13 protein-coding genes and 1 pseudogene are annotated in these 13,229 nt (G+C 60.3%); 4 read left to right on the top strand and 10 right to left on the bottom strand.

Going from position 1 to position 13,229, the window contains the following annotated elements:
- Positions 1-2: 2 nt before the first annotated feature.
- From ACA079_RS04505 to ACA079_RS04485, 5 genes are all read right to left on the bottom strand, one after another.
- Positions 3-329: a DUF3325 domain-containing protein gene (locus ACA079_RS04505; protein ID WP_497702701.1), complete on the bottom strand. Its 327-nt coding sequence runs from the start codon at positions 327-329 to the stop codon at positions 3-5.
- Positions 330-1,910, bottom strand: a complete 1,581-nt coding sequence (locus ACA079_RS04500; protein WP_497702700.1) for a PepSY-associated TM helix domain-containing protein — start codon at positions 1,908-1,910, stop codon at positions 330-332.
- Positions 1,907-2,212 (bottom strand): DUF3649 domain-containing protein, encoded by a 306-nt coding sequence (locus ACA079_RS04495; RefSeq protein ID WP_095129394.1) that lies wholly within the window; start codon positions 2,210-2,212, stop codon positions 1,907-1,909. The genes ACA079_RS04500 and ACA079_RS04495 overlap by 4 nt, the downstream gene beginning before the upstream one ends.
- Before the next feature lie 223 nt (positions 2,213-2,435).
- Positions 2,436-2,846: an HPF/RaiA family ribosome-associated protein gene (locus ACA079_RS04490; RefSeq protein ID WP_123365331.1), complete on the bottom strand. Its 411-nt coding sequence runs from the start codon at positions 2,844-2,846 to the stop codon at positions 2,436-2,438.
- A 213-nt stretch (positions 2,847-3,059) separates the two neighbouring features.
- The gene (locus ACA079_RS04485) at positions 3,060-4,007 is read right to left on the bottom strand and encodes a LysR substrate-binding domain-containing protein (protein WP_008150625.1); all 948 of its coding nucleotides are present in this window, start codon (positions 4,005-4,007) and stop codon (positions 3,060-3,062) included.
- A 135-nt stretch (positions 4,008-4,142) separates the two neighbouring features.
- Between ACA079_RS04485 and ACA079_RS04480 the strand changes: the two genes are divergently transcribed.
- The 3 genes from ACA079_RS04480 (at position 4,143) to ACA079_RS04470 (ending at position 7,556) form a co-directional block, all read left to right on the top strand.
- A complete protein-coding gene (locus ACA079_RS04480; RefSeq protein ID WP_497702699.1) occupies positions 4,143-5,519 on the top strand; it encodes an L-serine ammonia-lyase in 1,377 nt (458 codons plus the stop codon).
- A gap of 62 nt (positions 5,520-5,581) precedes the next feature.
- On the top strand, positions 5,582-6,883 hold the full coding sequence (locus tag ACA079_RS04475; protein WP_129438351.1) for a serine/threonine transporter: 1,302 nt from the start codon (positions 5,582-5,584) through the stop codon (positions 6,881-6,883).
- Between the two features lie 355 nt (positions 6,884-7,238).
- Positions 7,239-7,556 carry a DUF3509 domain-containing protein gene (locus ACA079_RS04470; protein ID WP_497702698.1) on the top strand — a complete coding sequence of 106 codons (318 nt, stop codon included), beginning with the start codon at positions 7,239-7,241 and terminating at the stop codon, positions 7,554-7,556.
- Here ACA079_RS04470 and ACA079_RS04465 read toward each other — a convergent pair.
- Positions 7,553-8,053: a phosphate-starvation-inducible protein PsiE gene (locus tag ACA079_RS04465; protein ID WP_283183010.1), complete on the bottom strand. Its 501-nt coding sequence runs from the start codon at positions 8,051-8,053 to the stop codon at positions 7,553-7,555. The genes ACA079_RS04470 and ACA079_RS04465 overlap by 4 nt on opposite strands.
- Positions 8,054-8,360: 307 nt before the next feature.
- Here ACA079_RS04465 and ACA079_RS04460 point away from each other — a divergent pair.
- A pseudogene (locus ACA079_RS04460) lies at positions 8,361-8,615 on the top strand (YebG family protein); the annotation flags it as partial.
- Positions 8,616-8,777: 162 nt separating this feature from the next.
- Here the strand turns inward: ACA079_RS04460 and ACA079_RS04455 are convergent.
- The 4 genes from ACA079_RS04455 to ACA079_RS04440 all read right to left on the bottom strand — a co-directional run bounded on the left by ACA079_RS04455 (position 8,778) and on the right by ACA079_RS04440 (position 13,098).
- Positions 8,778-9,887, bottom strand: a complete 1,110-nt coding sequence (locus ACA079_RS04455) for a dihydrolipoamide acetyltransferase family protein (protein WP_497702697.1) — start codon at positions 9,885-9,887, stop codon at positions 8,778-8,780.
- 16 nt (positions 9,888-9,903) lie between these two features.
- A complete protein-coding gene (locus ACA079_RS04450; RefSeq protein ID WP_497702696.1) occupies positions 9,904-10,890 on the bottom strand; it encodes an alpha-ketoacid dehydrogenase subunit beta in 987 nt (328 codons plus the stop codon).
- Positions 10,883-11,977, bottom strand: coding sequence for a pyruvate dehydrogenase (acetyl-transferring) E1 component subunit alpha (gene pdhA / locus ACA079_RS04445; RefSeq protein WP_497702695.1), 1,095 nt, complete (start codon positions 11,975-11,977; stop codon positions 10,883-10,885). The genes ACA079_RS04450 and pdhA overlap by 8 nt, the downstream gene beginning before the upstream one ends.
- 101 nt (positions 11,978-12,078) lie before the next feature.
- Complete coding sequence (locus tag ACA079_RS04440; protein ID WP_497702694.1) at positions 12,079-13,098, bottom strand: Glu/Leu/Phe/Val dehydrogenase family protein; 1,020 nt, start codon at positions 13,096-13,098, stop codon at positions 12,079-12,081.
- Positions 13,099-13,229 lie beyond the last annotated feature (131 nt).

Below are 13,229 nucleotides of genomic sequence, written 5' to 3'. Positions count from 1 at the left end.
GGTCAGCCCTTTGCAAACACGGCGACGGGGCTGGCGAGCAGACTCAAACCGGCCAACGCCAAGGCCAGGCGCGGGCGATACGGCATCAACAACACCAGCAGCAAAGCGCTGAGCATCAACACCGCAAACCACTCCACCAATCCAAGTCCCCAGCCCGTCGACGACACCGCAGCCCAGAGCGATAACGCCAGCAACAGCCAGCCACTGAGTTTCATCCCCAGGCGGCGACGGGCCGAGGGCTTGTGCCCCAACAGTTCGGCGTGATGCCGATCCATGGATAAACAGAGTACGGTGAAACCGCCGTAGCACAGCAACAAGGCCAGGAACATTCAGTGCGCCTCTTGCTCAAGCATTATCGATTTCGCCCGCGGTCCGATGACGATTCCAGGCTGTCCCGCGCGCTGCATTTTCCACGCCGCCCACGCGAAAAACAGACCACTGCCCAGGCACGTCAGATCGAAACCAGCCATGGCCCAATCGCCCTGAATCAGGGTGACGCCCAATTGATAGGGCGTAGTCAGCGCGTTCAGCAGCGGTACCGCACAGAACAGCAACGCCGCCAGCGCCAACTGTTCGATCCATGCTGCACGACCACGGCGGACCATGGCGTGCAACACACTCAAGCCCCAGACGATGAAGAAGCCGTTCACTTCCCAATCCGCCCGCCCAGCCATTGCGACCGGCAACAATCGATTGGCCCAGAAGAACGCCGCCACCGCGACCATCAACCCCGACATGCTGGCGATGTTCAGGACTTCCACCAGTCGCAACTCAAATGGCATCACACCGCTCTTCGCATGTTTGAGCTGACGCTTACCGAGCCAGATCACCAGCCCGGTACCGATCATCGCGGTGCCCGCCAAACCACAAATGAAGTACAGCCAGCGCAACACCGGACCGGCGAAATGGCCCATGTGCAAACCATAGAATCTGCCGGCAATCGCCATGGGTAGTGCTTGCTTCGGCGTCGTGCTGAGCAGCTGCCCGGTCACGCCGTTGAATGTCAACGCGCTGCCAAAGTCGTGGACCACTCGGTCGGCGCCGTCTCGCGCAAGAATGACCGAGGCATTCGCATCGCCCGGATTGTTGACCGTCAGCCGCCCGGCCCGCCCGCCCGACCATTGCTCGCTGGCCCGTTCCAGCAGCGGTGCCAACGGTGCCAACTGACCCGGCTCACCGGCAAGTTCGGGAACACTGGAAGCAGGAAACACCTCATCGTAAAACGTATCGAAGTCACTGCCATAAGAGGCGACGATGCTCGCCGGCATCACCATCGACATGAAAATCACCAGGCTGCTGTAAGTGATCATCAGATGAAATGGCAACACCAGAACGCCCACCGCATTGTGCCCGTCGAGCCAGGAGCGCTGGCCCTTGCGCGGGCGGAAGGTGAAGAAGTCCTTGAAGATTTTCTTGTGGGTGATGATCCCGCTGATCAGCGCAACGAACATCACCATCGCTGCGATGGTCGACAGCCAGCGCCCCCACGGGTAGGGCATCTGCAACTGAAAGTGGAAGCGGTAAAAGAACTCGCCGCCACGTGTGTCCCGGCCCTGCACTTCTGCGCCGGTTTGCGGATCGAGGAGCTTTTCGGTGAATTGACCGCGCGAGCCGGGCTTGGCCGGTGCTTGCTGCCATCTAACCGACAGCCCGGGTTCGCGAGCATCCGGTAAATCGATGAGCCATCGCGAGGCACCCGCGGCGTGCTGCTCAAGGTAGTGCTGGGCCAGGGTCAGACTGGCTTCGGAGGACAGCGAACGGGCGGGAATTTCCGGCTGCATCCAGTGGCTGATCTCATCCTTGAAATAGGCGAGCGTGCCGGTCAGGAAAATCGCGAACAGCAGCCAGCCGAAGATCAACCCGGCCCATGTGTGCAGCCAGGCCATGGCCTGTCGAAAGCCCTCTTTCATGAGTGGCCCATCCAGTAGGCCAGCCCCGACACCGCCGCCAAAACCACGCTCGGTACGATCAATCCGAACCAGGCTTGCCACGCACTGCGACAGGCAAAGCACCAGAGTACGGCGACCAGATACACCAGAAACGAGGTCATCATCCCGGTGACCACCGCTTCGCCACGAGCCATGGGCAGCCACATCGTCAGGCTGACACTGGCCAATGCCGCGACGAGGTAACCCCCCAGCACAGCGGCCAGCACTCGGGAAGTGACGGCCAGGCGATAGGAAACGGGGAGCGCGGTGATTTTGCCTTTCATGTTTCGACCTTGAAACGGGTGAAGCCTCGTGAATGTCACGGAGCCAACAAGGTCGTAATATTAATGATAAATATTCTCATGTGCAAAAGAGATCCGACGGGATCACTGTTACGGCGGTCCAAATGATCGTTCCCACGCGGAGCGTTGGAATGCAGCCCAAACGAAAACGGGCCTGCATAAGCAGACCCGTTTATCAGTGGAAAGGTAAAAAATTAATCAGGCTTCAACCGTTTTGCGCAGCCTGTTCGTTCTCGAGAAACTCTTCTTCCAGCAGCACATCAGCATGAGCGCCCCTTTCGAACGGCACCACAGCGGCACGTGGTTTGCCCCGCAGTTTGCCGAACAGGTGCTCAAGCGCATGTTCGAGTTTTTCGGCCGCCCCGTCGATCGCCAGTTCCAGGGAGTCGGCTTTATGGGTTACAGAAATCGGTTGGTGGCCTTTTGGCCGCGCTTCCAGCTGACAGCGCATGTCATGGGGACCGGGCTTGTCGCCGTTCTCGTCCCGCAGATGAACCTCGACGCGTGTCAGGTCCTCTTCATAACGTTCGAGCGTGCTCTCAATGGTAGTACGTACCCACTCCTCCAGTCGGATGCTGCCTTGAATATGGTTATCACTGTTGACTTGGATTTGCATAGTTCATCCCTTATTTCAGCTAGCTCGCGAGAGGCACATCGGCTGGCCCTTGGGCGTCATCACCGTGACCTCTTACTTACACAATCGGTCTGCTCGCAGAACAATTCAACCCCTAAAAGAAGATAAATTTTCATACGCAAAAAAAGCCGGACAAGGAGCAAAAGCGCTGTTAAGGTCGGGAGTTGGGTCGCCTGACTCTTTTGTCACAATTGCTCACATCTGCCGCTCCGCCAGCGGATGCAGGCTTCGAAATATCCCCGCCTCCTCCACCAGCCAGTCATGCACCGCACGCACGCCCGGATGGCTCAGCGCCCCCGGCGCATAGAGCAGCACGTAACGCTTGTGATTGGGCACCGCCAGGCCAAACGGCACGATCAACGTCCCCCGCTCCAGCTCGTCATTCAGCAAGGTTCGCCGCGCAATCGCCACGCCCATGCCGGCAATCGCCGCTTCGATGGTCAGGTGATTGCGATTGAAGGTGTGCCCGCGCCGTACGTCCGCACCTTCGAAGCCGATGGCGTTGAGGTAGAACTCCCACTCCGCGTACTCGTAACTGCCGCGCCAGGCGGTGATGTCGTGCAGCAACGGGAAATGCATCAGGTCCGCCGGGCCATGCAGCGGTGGCCGGCCGCGCAGCAGGCTCGGGGCACAGACCGGGAAAATCTGCTCGTCGAGCAAGGTTGTGGATAACAAACCAGGATAGCTACCGTCATTCAGGTCGATGGCCAGATCGAAGTCGCCTTCATGCAATGGCACGCTGCTGTCCTCAGCCACCAGGCGCAATTGAATGTCCGGAAAGCGCTGCTGCAAGCGCGGCAGACGGGGGGTCAGCCACTTGCTCAAGAACGATGGAATCGAGCGCACCCGCAAAATCCCGCTGATCATTCCGGCGTCCAGTCGTCGCAATTCCGCATCGATGCTGCCGTAAGCCTCGTTGACCGTGATGGCCAGTCGCTGGCCCTCAGCGCTCAATTCCACGCCGCGAGCGCGACGATGAAACAGGCGAAAGCCCAGTCGTTCTTCCAGCTGTCGGATTTGCTGGCTGACCGCACCCGGCGTGATGTGCAGTTCTTCGGCGCATCGGGTGAACGACAAGTGCCGCGCGGCACAGGAAAACACGTGCAGCCAGACGTAAGTCTGGGCGTGCAATTGGCGACTCATTGTTTAGTCCTGCTAAAGGCTGTCTTAGGAAGTTTCGTTGGTCACGTAGGACCGAGGTAGGCAGTATCGCCGACATTGCGCTTGTCCTACAAAAATGGCAGCGATTTCTCTTCCATTGCTTGTATAGGCTTTAGCATGGCTATCAGTGTTTTCGATCTCTTCAAAGTCGGCATCGGTCCGTCCAGTTCCCACACCGTCGGCCCGATGCGCGCCGCCGCGACCTTCGCCCAAGCCCTGATTGACCAACAATTGCTGGCCGACGTACGGCGCGTAGAAATCCGGCTTTATGGCTCGCTGTCGGCGACCGGCGTCGGTCACGCCACCGACCGCGCCTGTGTCATGGGCCTGATGGGCGAGTGGCCGGACAGCATCGATCCCACGTCCATCGACAGTCGCATCCAGACCCTGCGCGAAACCGGCGAACTGTCCCTGGCAGGCAAAACCACCATCGCCTTCAACTGGCAACGCGACCTCCTGCTGCTCGACGAGAGCCTGCCCTACCACCCCAATGCGATGTCCCTGACAGCCTTCGGCGAAACCGGAGAACTGGCGGAGCAAACGTACTACTCGATCGGTGGCGGTTTCATCATCGAAGCGGCCGAAGCCGAGTCCGGCATCGCGCCAACCAGCGATGTGGTGCTGCCGTACGATTTCTCCAGCGCCGCCGAATTACTCAGGCTCTGTAATCAGCATGGCCTGCGCGTTTCCGAGTTGATGATGGCCAATGAATTGGCCTGGCGCAGCGAAGCCGAAATCCGCAAGGGCCTGCTGCACATCTGGTCGGTGATGCGCGAATGCGTCGAGCAAGGGTTGCGTCACGAAGGCATCCTGCCCGGCGGTCTGAATGTTCCCCGTCGTGCTGCGAAACTGCACCGCAGCCTGTTGGAAATCGGCAAGCCGAATGTCATCACCTCCACGCTATCCGCCATGGAGTGGGTGAACCTGTTTGCCCTCGCCGTGAACGAAGAAAACGCAGCGGGCGGGCGCATGGTCACGGCACCTACCAATGGCGCGGCGGGGATCATTCCGGCGGTGCTGCACTACTACATGAAATTCAACCCGGACGCGTCGGACGATGACGTCGTCGCGTTCTTTTTGGGCGCTGCGGCCGTAGGCATTCTCTGCAAGAAAAACGCCTCTATCTCCGGTGCCGAAGTTGGCTGTCAGGGCGAAGTCGGCTCCGCCTGCGCCATGGCCGCCGCCGGTCTGGCGGACGTGCTCGGCGCCACGCCCGAGCAACTGGAAAACGCCGCCGAAATCGGCCTGGAACACAACCTCGGCCTGACCTGCGACCCGGTCGGTGGGCTGGTTCAAGTCCCATGCATCGAGCGCAACGCGATTGCCGCCGTGAAGGCGATCAACGCTACGCAAATGGCCCTGCGCGGCGACGGCAAACACTTCATTTCCCTGGACCGGGTAATCCGCACCATGCGCGATACCGGCGCCGACATGCATGACAAATACAAAGAGACTTCACGGGGCGGCCTGGCTGTTAGCTGGGTGGAGTGCTGAGGAGCACTCCCTGACCGTCCGCAATACGTGAGCCCGAGCAAGAACAATAACGAGGCCAAACGATGACCGATGTACGTACACCTGCTGCCGATAACCCAGCTGTAGAACTCAAACGCGACACAGCTACAGCCACCAAGGGCTGGAGCAAACACGACACCACCTGGATGCTTGGCCTTTATGGCACGGCCATCGGCGCCGGCACGCTATTCCTGCCGATCAACGCCGGCGTAGGCGGTTTCTGGCCGCTGCTGATCCTGGCAGTGCTAGCCTTCCCGATGACATTCTTCGCCCACCGCGGCCTGACCCGCTTCGTGTTGTCCGGACGCTCCGGCGACATCACCGAAGTGGTGGAAGAACACTTCGGCATTGGCGCTGGCAAGCTGATCACGCTGCTGTATTTCTTTGCGATCTTCCCGATTCTGCTGGTGTACAGCGTGGCGCTGACCAACACCTTGAGCAGCTTCATGGAGCATCAGTTGCACATCGCCCCGCCACCGCGGGCGATTCTGTCGTTGGTGCTGATCCTCGGTCTGATGGCGATCGTCCGTTGCGGCCAGGGTGTCATCGTCAAATGCATGAGCGTGCTGGTTTACCCGTTTGTCGCGGCGTTGCTGCTGCTCGGTTTGAGCCTGATCCCGAACTGGAACGGCGCATTCTTCGCCACCGCCAGTGAAGGCATGCCGATGCCGCTGTTCTTCAAGACGTTGTGGCTGGCGATTCCGGTGATGGTGTTCTCGTTCAACCATTCGCCGATCATTTCCGCCTTCTCCGTCGATCAGAAACAGCGTTACGGCGAACAGGCCGAACGCAAAAGCAGCGGCATCCTCGCCATCGCCCACGCGATGATGGTGGTGACGGTGATGTTCTTCTGCTTCAGCTGCGTGCTGGCCCTGTCCCCGGCCGACTTGGCGGCGGCCAAGGCGCAGAACATTTCGATCCTGTCGTACCTGGCCAACCACTTCCAGACCCCGGTCATCGCTTATGCCGCGCCGTTGATTGCGCTGGTGGCGATCACCAAGTCCTTCCTTGGCCACTACATCGGCGCCAGCGAAGGCTTTCAGGGCCTGATCGTGAAAAGCCTGCGCGGCCGTGGTCGGGTGATGTCTGCCAGTTGGCTGAACCGCGTGACCGCACTGTTCATGATCCTCAGCTGCTGGGCCGTGGCGACGTTCAACCCGAGCATCCTCGGCATGATCGAAACCCTCGGCGGGCCGATCATCGCGTGCCTGCTGTTCCTGATGCCGATGTACGCCATCCGCCGCGTGCCGGCCTTGCGCCAGTATTCGGGTCAGGCGTCGAACGTGTTCGTGGTGTTGATCGGTTTGATTGCACTGTCTGCGATCATCTACTCATTCATGCCCTGAAACGGGCAGGCAAAAAGAAGGCGGGCTGTAGCAGCTGGCGAAGCCTGCGTTCGGCTGCGCAGCAGTCGTCAAACCTGAGGACTCGGTCCTACTGAGGCACCGCATCGCCTGATTTCACGACTGCTACGCAGCCGAACGCAGGCTTCGCCAGCTGCTACACGGATCGCGGCGCCCGCCTCTTTTTGCCGAGATCATTGTTCGACAATTTTTCCGGCATGCCACTTGCTACGTCACTGCTGAGGCAAAAAAGGACTTTTTAAAATCTCAGCGAACGGCCTGCCGATGGTCTGGTATTGCGAACCAACCCGATAATGGCCGGTCAACAACTGCACGTTCAATCAGGCGGTGACGCATCATGGACAACCCTTTTCAGCTCATTACCGATGCCTTTGCAGCGGATTATCAGATCAACCTGAGCATTCAGGGTCTGGATGGCGCCATCATGCTGACCCTGTCCAACAGCGGTCACGTGGTCGCCAAACGGATGATCAGCGCCGAACAACGCAATGACCCCCAGCGCCTCAAACGCCTGGTGCAAAGCATTCAATTCGGCATCGCCATCGAACAGGGCCACAGCGCCGTGGCCATCCTCGAAGCGATGACCGACGGCGACAATTGCAACCTGCCGCCGCCACGCGTCAAAGGCCACAACCGGCCAGCCATGCGGCTTTAAATCTCGCCCTTCTCGACTTCGGGATGCTCACCGGAACCCGCACCGATCTTGCGTTGCGGGTGTTCGATCTTCACCGAAGGGAATTGCGACGAAGCGTAACGCACCACCAGAATCGCAAACGCCAGCAGTAGAATCCCGCCGCACAGGTAGATGATGCCGATATCCGGCGGGTTGTGGTGTGAGACGTTGGAGATGAGCAGCCGCGTTAGCGCAGTGATCGCCACGTAGATCAGGAAGCGTACCGGCATGTGGTTGGTCTTGAAATAAATACCGACCATCGCCCCCAGTTCCAGGTAGATGAACAACAGCAAGATGTCATCGATCTTGATGTGTCCTTCTTCGATCATCCCCAGAAATTCCATCACCGCCGCCCACGCCGTGACTGCACCGATGGCAAACAGCGCCAGGTAGTGGAAGGTCTCGACGAACAGGTTGCCCAAGGACTCGGCCAGTTGGTGCACGTTCTGCCGCAGGTTCTCGGCCCAGTTGATTTTCACGATGATTCTTCCTTAGCTCGGTTCGAGCGGATGATGCGGGTTTGACGTGACGGTTGTTCTGCATGCAGAAAAAAGGCCAGAGCTGTTGGGTGAGATGGCGATAGGCTGCCATTGGACACTTTTGTGGAGAGTTCGAGGGCCTCATCGCGAGCAAGCTCGGCTCCCACAGGTCTTGCGCAGACCACCTGAATTCGGTCTACATTAAAAAGCCACTACCCAAAGCGCAGGGATTCGCTTATCCTTTTCGCTGTATATAAATACAGTGGTCGAATAAGACAACTTAATGTGAAGGCATGTGAGGTGGTGAATGGCCGTCGAAGTGGTATACCGCAGCAGCCGAGATCTGGAGCGCTTGTTCATGGATAAAGCCGAAGCTGACCGTCATGACAAAATGCTCGAACTGGCCGAGTTGCTGGCCGAAGTGTTGCAAAAAGCCGTTCCGTCCCTGACCGAGCAGCAAGTGGAAGAAGCCGGGATCTACATGGCGAAGAACCGCGATGTGTTCGCCAAGGCGTTCAAGAGCCAGCCGGACGCGTTGTCCGAATTGCTCAATGCGCCTGCTGAAGTCGTTGAAAAGGCTGCCCCCGTTGAGGCGCCTGCACCTGTTGAAGTCGCTGAGCCGACCAAGCCAGCTAAAGCCCCCAAGGCTGCCAAGTAAGCAACGCCCGAATTGAATAGGCCCTGAGTCAAATGGCTCAGGGCCTTTTTCATGCCTGCGAATAACCTAAGCGTCGGGTTGCTCCAGCGCCTTGACCAGCGCCTTGAAGAAACGCGCCGCCTCACCCCCCGTCACCACGCGGTGATCGAAAGTCAGGGACAGCGGCAGGACCGGATGCACCACCACCGCGCCATCGACCGCCACCGGTTCGTCGCGAATCGCGCCAGCGGCGAGGATTGCCACTTGCGGCGGCACCACCACCGGGTTGGCGTAGCGACCGAACAAGGTGCCGAAATTCGACAGCGTCAGGGTCGCGCCCATCATTTCCTTGGGCGGAATCGATCGCGCCTGCACGTCGGCCCTTAATCGCATGACGCCTTCCTTCAAGTCTGCCGGGGTGCGATGACCGACATCGCGCAGCACTGGCACGAACAAGCCGTCCGGGGTGTCCACGGCGATGCCCAGATCGAGCCGTTCGTGTTGTTTGAGCGACAGGCTTTTGCCATCGAAGGCACTATTGAGCACTGGCTCCACGGCGCACGCGGCCGCCATCGCTTTGGCGAGACGAATCAGCGGTTCGCGGGCCTGCCCCCAGCGATGCAGGTCGGCGTCACCGAAAACCGTCACCGGCACGACTTCGGCGTGGGACCGCGCCATGTTCAGCGCCATGCTGCGCCGCACACCGCGCAACCGTTCGCCACCGAAACGATCCAGTTCAGTTTGAGCCGCGTTTTCCACATCCGTGCGGGTGATCTGCCCCTCGTGGCCGGAGCCCGTCAACCCGCTCAACTCCACGCCTAGTTGCCGGGCCAGTTGCCGCACCGCCGGTGTGGCGCGAGTCGCCAGGTGCTCTCGGGTCGAGGGGGCTGCCCCGATGAAAAACGAGTCCTCCTGACTGCTGCCGCCACCTTCGAGTCGCCCCACTACTGTGCCCGCGTCCGCTTCGCCTTCGTAACCGAGCAGTGGTTCACCGACGTGAATGATGTCGCCCTCACCGCCATGAAGTTTCGCCACTACGCCGTCATAGGGTGCGGGGATATCCACAAGGGCCTTGGCCGTTTCCACCGACACCAGCAGTTGATCGGCCTTGACGGTATCGCCGACCGCGACGTGCCAACGGACGATTTCCGCCTCCTGCAAACCTTCGCCCAGATCCGGCAGTTTGAAATACTTCATCGCAGCCTCCTTGGGTTCAGGCGAAGTGAAGAACGTTTTCACAGGCCTGAAGAATGTCCTCGACGTTGGGCATGTACAGCGATTCCAATCGATACAGGGGCGGTGGAATGTCCGGCGCCGTGACTCGCTGGATCGGTGCCTGCAATTCCAGCAACACCCTTTCGTAGAGGCTCGCGGCAATTTCCGCACCGACGCCACAGGAGCGCGGCGCTTCGTGGACGATCACGCAACGACCGGTCTTGCGCACCGAGGCTTCCATCGTGTCGAGGTCCAGCGGCTTGATACTCGCGACATCGATCACTTCCGCCGAGACGCCCCGCTCGGCCAATGCGGTGGCGGCTTGCAGGGTTTCCATCACACTGGCGCCCCAGCTGATCAGCGTGATGTCGCTGCCTTCGCGCAGGGTGAAACAGCTGTCCAGTGGCAGGCGTTTGCCATCGTCCAGCAAAGGTTGCGGGTTCATGCGATAGAGCCGGGTCGGTTCGAGAAACACCACCGGATCAGGGTCATCGATGGCCGCCAGCAACAAGCCATAGGCCCGGGCCGGCGATGAAGGAATCACCACCCGCAGACCTGGAATGTGCGCGAACAATGCTTCAGTGCTTTCGCTGTGATGTTCCGGCGCGCGAATCCCTGCGCCCATCGGCGTACGCATCACCATCGGGCACGTGATCCGCCCGCGCGTGCGATTACGCATGCGGCTGGCGTGGGACACCAGGTGCTCCATGGCGGCGTAGATGAAGCCCATGAACTGGATTTCCACCACCGGTTTCAGACCCTGAGCGGCCATGCCGACCACCAGTCCGCCGAGCATGGTTTCTGCCAGCGGCGAGTCAATCACTCGCTTGAAGCCAAAGCTGTCGCGCAGCCCTTGGGTGGCACGAAACACGCCGCCGTTCACTCCGACATCCTCACCGAGGACGATGACGTTCTCGTCTTCACTCATCGCCCGATGCAGCGCGAGATTCACCGCTTCCAGCAACGTGACTTTGCCGTTACTCATGGCTCGAATCTCCCGCCCGGCGCGCCGCCCTTTCGAGCAACTCTTCACGCTGTCCGGCGAGGGACGCCGGCCATTGGGCGTAGACGTGATCCATGATCGATTCGGGCGCCTGAGTACCCGCTGCCTCGAAGTTATCCACAGCGCGCTGAACCAAGCCCTGGCATTCGCTGATCAGCGCCTGTTCGCGGCCTTCGTCCCACACGCCCTGGTCGACCATGAAACGTTGCAGGCGTTTGACCGGCTCTTCGAGCCAGGCCTGCTTGACCTCGTCCGCCGGTCGGTAGCGAGTGGCATCGTCAGCGGTGGTGTGGTCGCCGAGGCGATAGCTCAGGCATTCCAGCAACACTGGGCCTTTACCGTGACGCGCCCTTTCGAGGGCCACTTGCACTCGGTCGTAAACCGCGAGCATGTCATTGCCGTCGACCTGCTCTCCATGGAACCCGGCACCGATCGCTTTCTGTGCCAGCGTCGGGGCGCCGCACTGAATCCGTCGTGGTACCGAGATCGCCCATTGGTTGTTATTGACTACGAACACCACCGGCAACTGCCAGGCACCGGCGACGTTGAGGGCTTCGAGGAAATCGCCCTTGCTGGTGGCGCCGTCGCCGCAGGTGGTGACGGCGACTCGATGCTCACCGCGGATTTTGAATGCACTGGCAACGCCGCAGGCATGCAAGGCCTGGGTGGCAATCGGCACGCAGATAGGAAAGTCCTGGGCCGCCGCCGGTTCGGCAAAGTCGCTGCCGCGCTCGTCACCGCCCCAATACAGAAGGATTTCTTCCATGCGTACCCCGCGCATCAACTGCACGGCGGTGTCACGGTAATACGGAATCAGCACGTCTTCGGCGTGCATCACGCTGCCGACGGCGACGCCAATGGCTTCCTGGCCCAACGTCGGCGCATAAGTGCCGATGCGCCCGGTGCGTTGCAGGGCGACGGCTTTCTGATCGAAAAGGCGGGTCAGGACCATCTGCCGATAAAGGCGCGTCAGCAAATTGAAATCGTCGGCCCAGGCAGGAAGTTCGCCGAGCAATTGGCCGTCAGGAGATAAAAATCGGGTGTAAGGCAGCTCAACCTTGTGAGGCATCACAGGGGCTCCTGGCACGCCGCGTCAGCGTGCGTCAGTCAAGCCGGACGCTTGTGGCGCCAGGCCTTGGGAGCAAGTCTGCCGGATAGGCCCTCACTCCTTCATCGATACAGCACTTTCTCCGCCAACTCGTCAGCCACTCGGGCCGGCGAGCGTTTTTCCGCTTGGGCATGGGCGAAGACTTCGGTCAGCCGGGAGCTGATTTTCGACAGGTGTGCGGTGATGGTCGATAGCTCTTCGCCGCGGTGTTTGAGCGAAACGTAGATCAGCCCGCCTGAATTGATCACGTAATCCGGCGCATACAGAATGCCCCGCCGCTCCAGTTGATCGGCGACTTCCAGATGGGTCAGTTGGTTGTTCGCCGAACCGGCCACCGCTGCGCAGCGCAGTTGCGTCACACTGTGGCTGTTGAGCACGCCACCGAGGCCGCAGGGCGCGAGAATGTCGCAAGGGGTGCTGAGCAGCGCGTCGTTGGCGATCGGGTGAGCGCCGAGTTGCTCCATCGCCAGTTGCACTTTGCCGTGATCGATATCGCTGACCAGCAGTTCGGCACCGGCGGCGTGCAGCTGTTCAGCGAGGGCATAGCCAACGTTGCCGAGCCCTTGAATCGCCACTCGCAGGCCTTCGAGGTTATCGCTGCCCAGCCGGGCCATGGCGGTGGCACGAATACCGGTGAACACGCCCATCGCCGCGTGCGGTGCAGGGTCGCCCGCCGAGGTGGTGCTGGTGACGTGCTGGGTCTGTTGGGCGATGCAGTCCATGTCCGCCACCGAGGTGCCACTGTCGATGGCGGTGATGTAGCGGCCGTCGAGCTGATTGATGCAACGCCCGAAGGCTTCGAATAGCGCGGCGCGGTTTTCCACATGGACCGGGCGAACAATCACCGCCACGCCGCCGCCCTGAGCCAGGCCGGCCAGCGCCGCCTTGTAACTCATGCCTTGGGCGAGGCGCACCGCATCCTCGACGGCAGACTCGTCGCTGGGATAGGCAAGGTAACGACACCCGCCCAGGGCAGGCCCCAGACGGCTGTTATGAATGGCAATGACCGCCTTCAACCCGGTGATCGAGTCAACGCTCAGATGCAGGGATTCAAGGCGAGTGCTTTGCATGAGAGCGAACATCGTAGGGCTCCCGAATCACTTCTTGTAGTCGCCAGTATAGGCTTGCGCCCGAAAATTGCAGAAGCGCACCGGAATAAGCGACGCCGCCATGCAGACTTTCGGACATAACCTGTAACCGCCTATGTTCGGCA

The organism is Pseudomonas sp. LBUM1645 (genome assembly GCF_059716185.1).
Note: the sequence above shows the minus strand (reverse complement) of the source record. Positions and strands in the feature narration are given on the sequence as shown.

What these genes read in the sequence shown, in the direction of transcription:
- ACA079_RS04480 (WP_497702699.1), top strand. Translation starts at nt 4,143, where the DNA reads ATGGCTATCAGTGTTTTCGATCTCTTCAAAGTCGGCATCGGTCCGTCC.
- ACA079_RS04485 (WP_008150625.1), bottom strand. Translation starts at nt 4,007, where the DNA reads ATGAGTCGCCAATTGCACGCCCAGACTTACGTCTGGCTGCACGTGTTT.
- ACA079_RS04440 (WP_497702694.1), bottom strand. Translation starts at nt 13,098, where the DNA reads ATGTTCGCTCTCATGCAAAGCACTCGCCTTGAATCCCTGCATCTGAGC.
- ACA079_RS04450 (WP_497702696.1), bottom strand. Translation starts at nt 10,890, where the DNA reads ATGAGTAACGGCAAAGTCACGTTGCTGGAAGCGGTGAATCTCGCGCTG.
- ACA079_RS04495 (WP_095129394.1), bottom strand. Translation starts at nt 2,212, where the DNA reads ATGAAAGGCAAAATCACCGCGCTCCCCGTTTCCTATCGCCTGGCCGTC.
- ACA079_RS04500 (WP_497702700.1), bottom strand. Translation starts at nt 1,910, where the DNA reads ATGAAAGAGGGCTTTCGACAGGCCATGGCCTGGCTGCACACATGGGCC.
- ACA079_RS04490 (WP_123365331.1), bottom strand. Translation starts at nt 2,846, where the DNA reads ATGCAAATCCAAGTCAACAGTGATAACCATATTCAAGGCAGCATCCGA.
- pdhA (WP_497702695.1), bottom strand. Translation starts at nt 11,977, where the DNA reads ATGCCTCACAAGGTTGAGCTGCCTTACACCCGATTTTTATCTCCTGAC.
- ACA079_RS04475 (WP_129438351.1), top strand. Translation starts at nt 5,582, where the DNA reads ATGACCGATGTACGTACACCTGCTGCCGATAACCCAGCTGTAGAACTC.
- ACA079_RS04455 (WP_497702697.1), bottom strand. Translation starts at nt 9,887, where the DNA reads ATGAAGTATTTCAAACTGCCGGATCTGGGCGAAGGTTTGCAGGAGGCG.
- ACA079_RS04470 (WP_497702698.1), top strand. Translation starts at nt 7,239, where the DNA reads ATGGACAACCCTTTTCAGCTCATTACCGATGCCTTTGCAGCGGATTAT.
- ACA079_RS04505 (WP_497702701.1), bottom strand. Translation starts at nt 329, where the DNA reads ATGTTCCTGGCCTTGTTGCTGTGCTACGGCGGTTTCACCGTACTCTGT.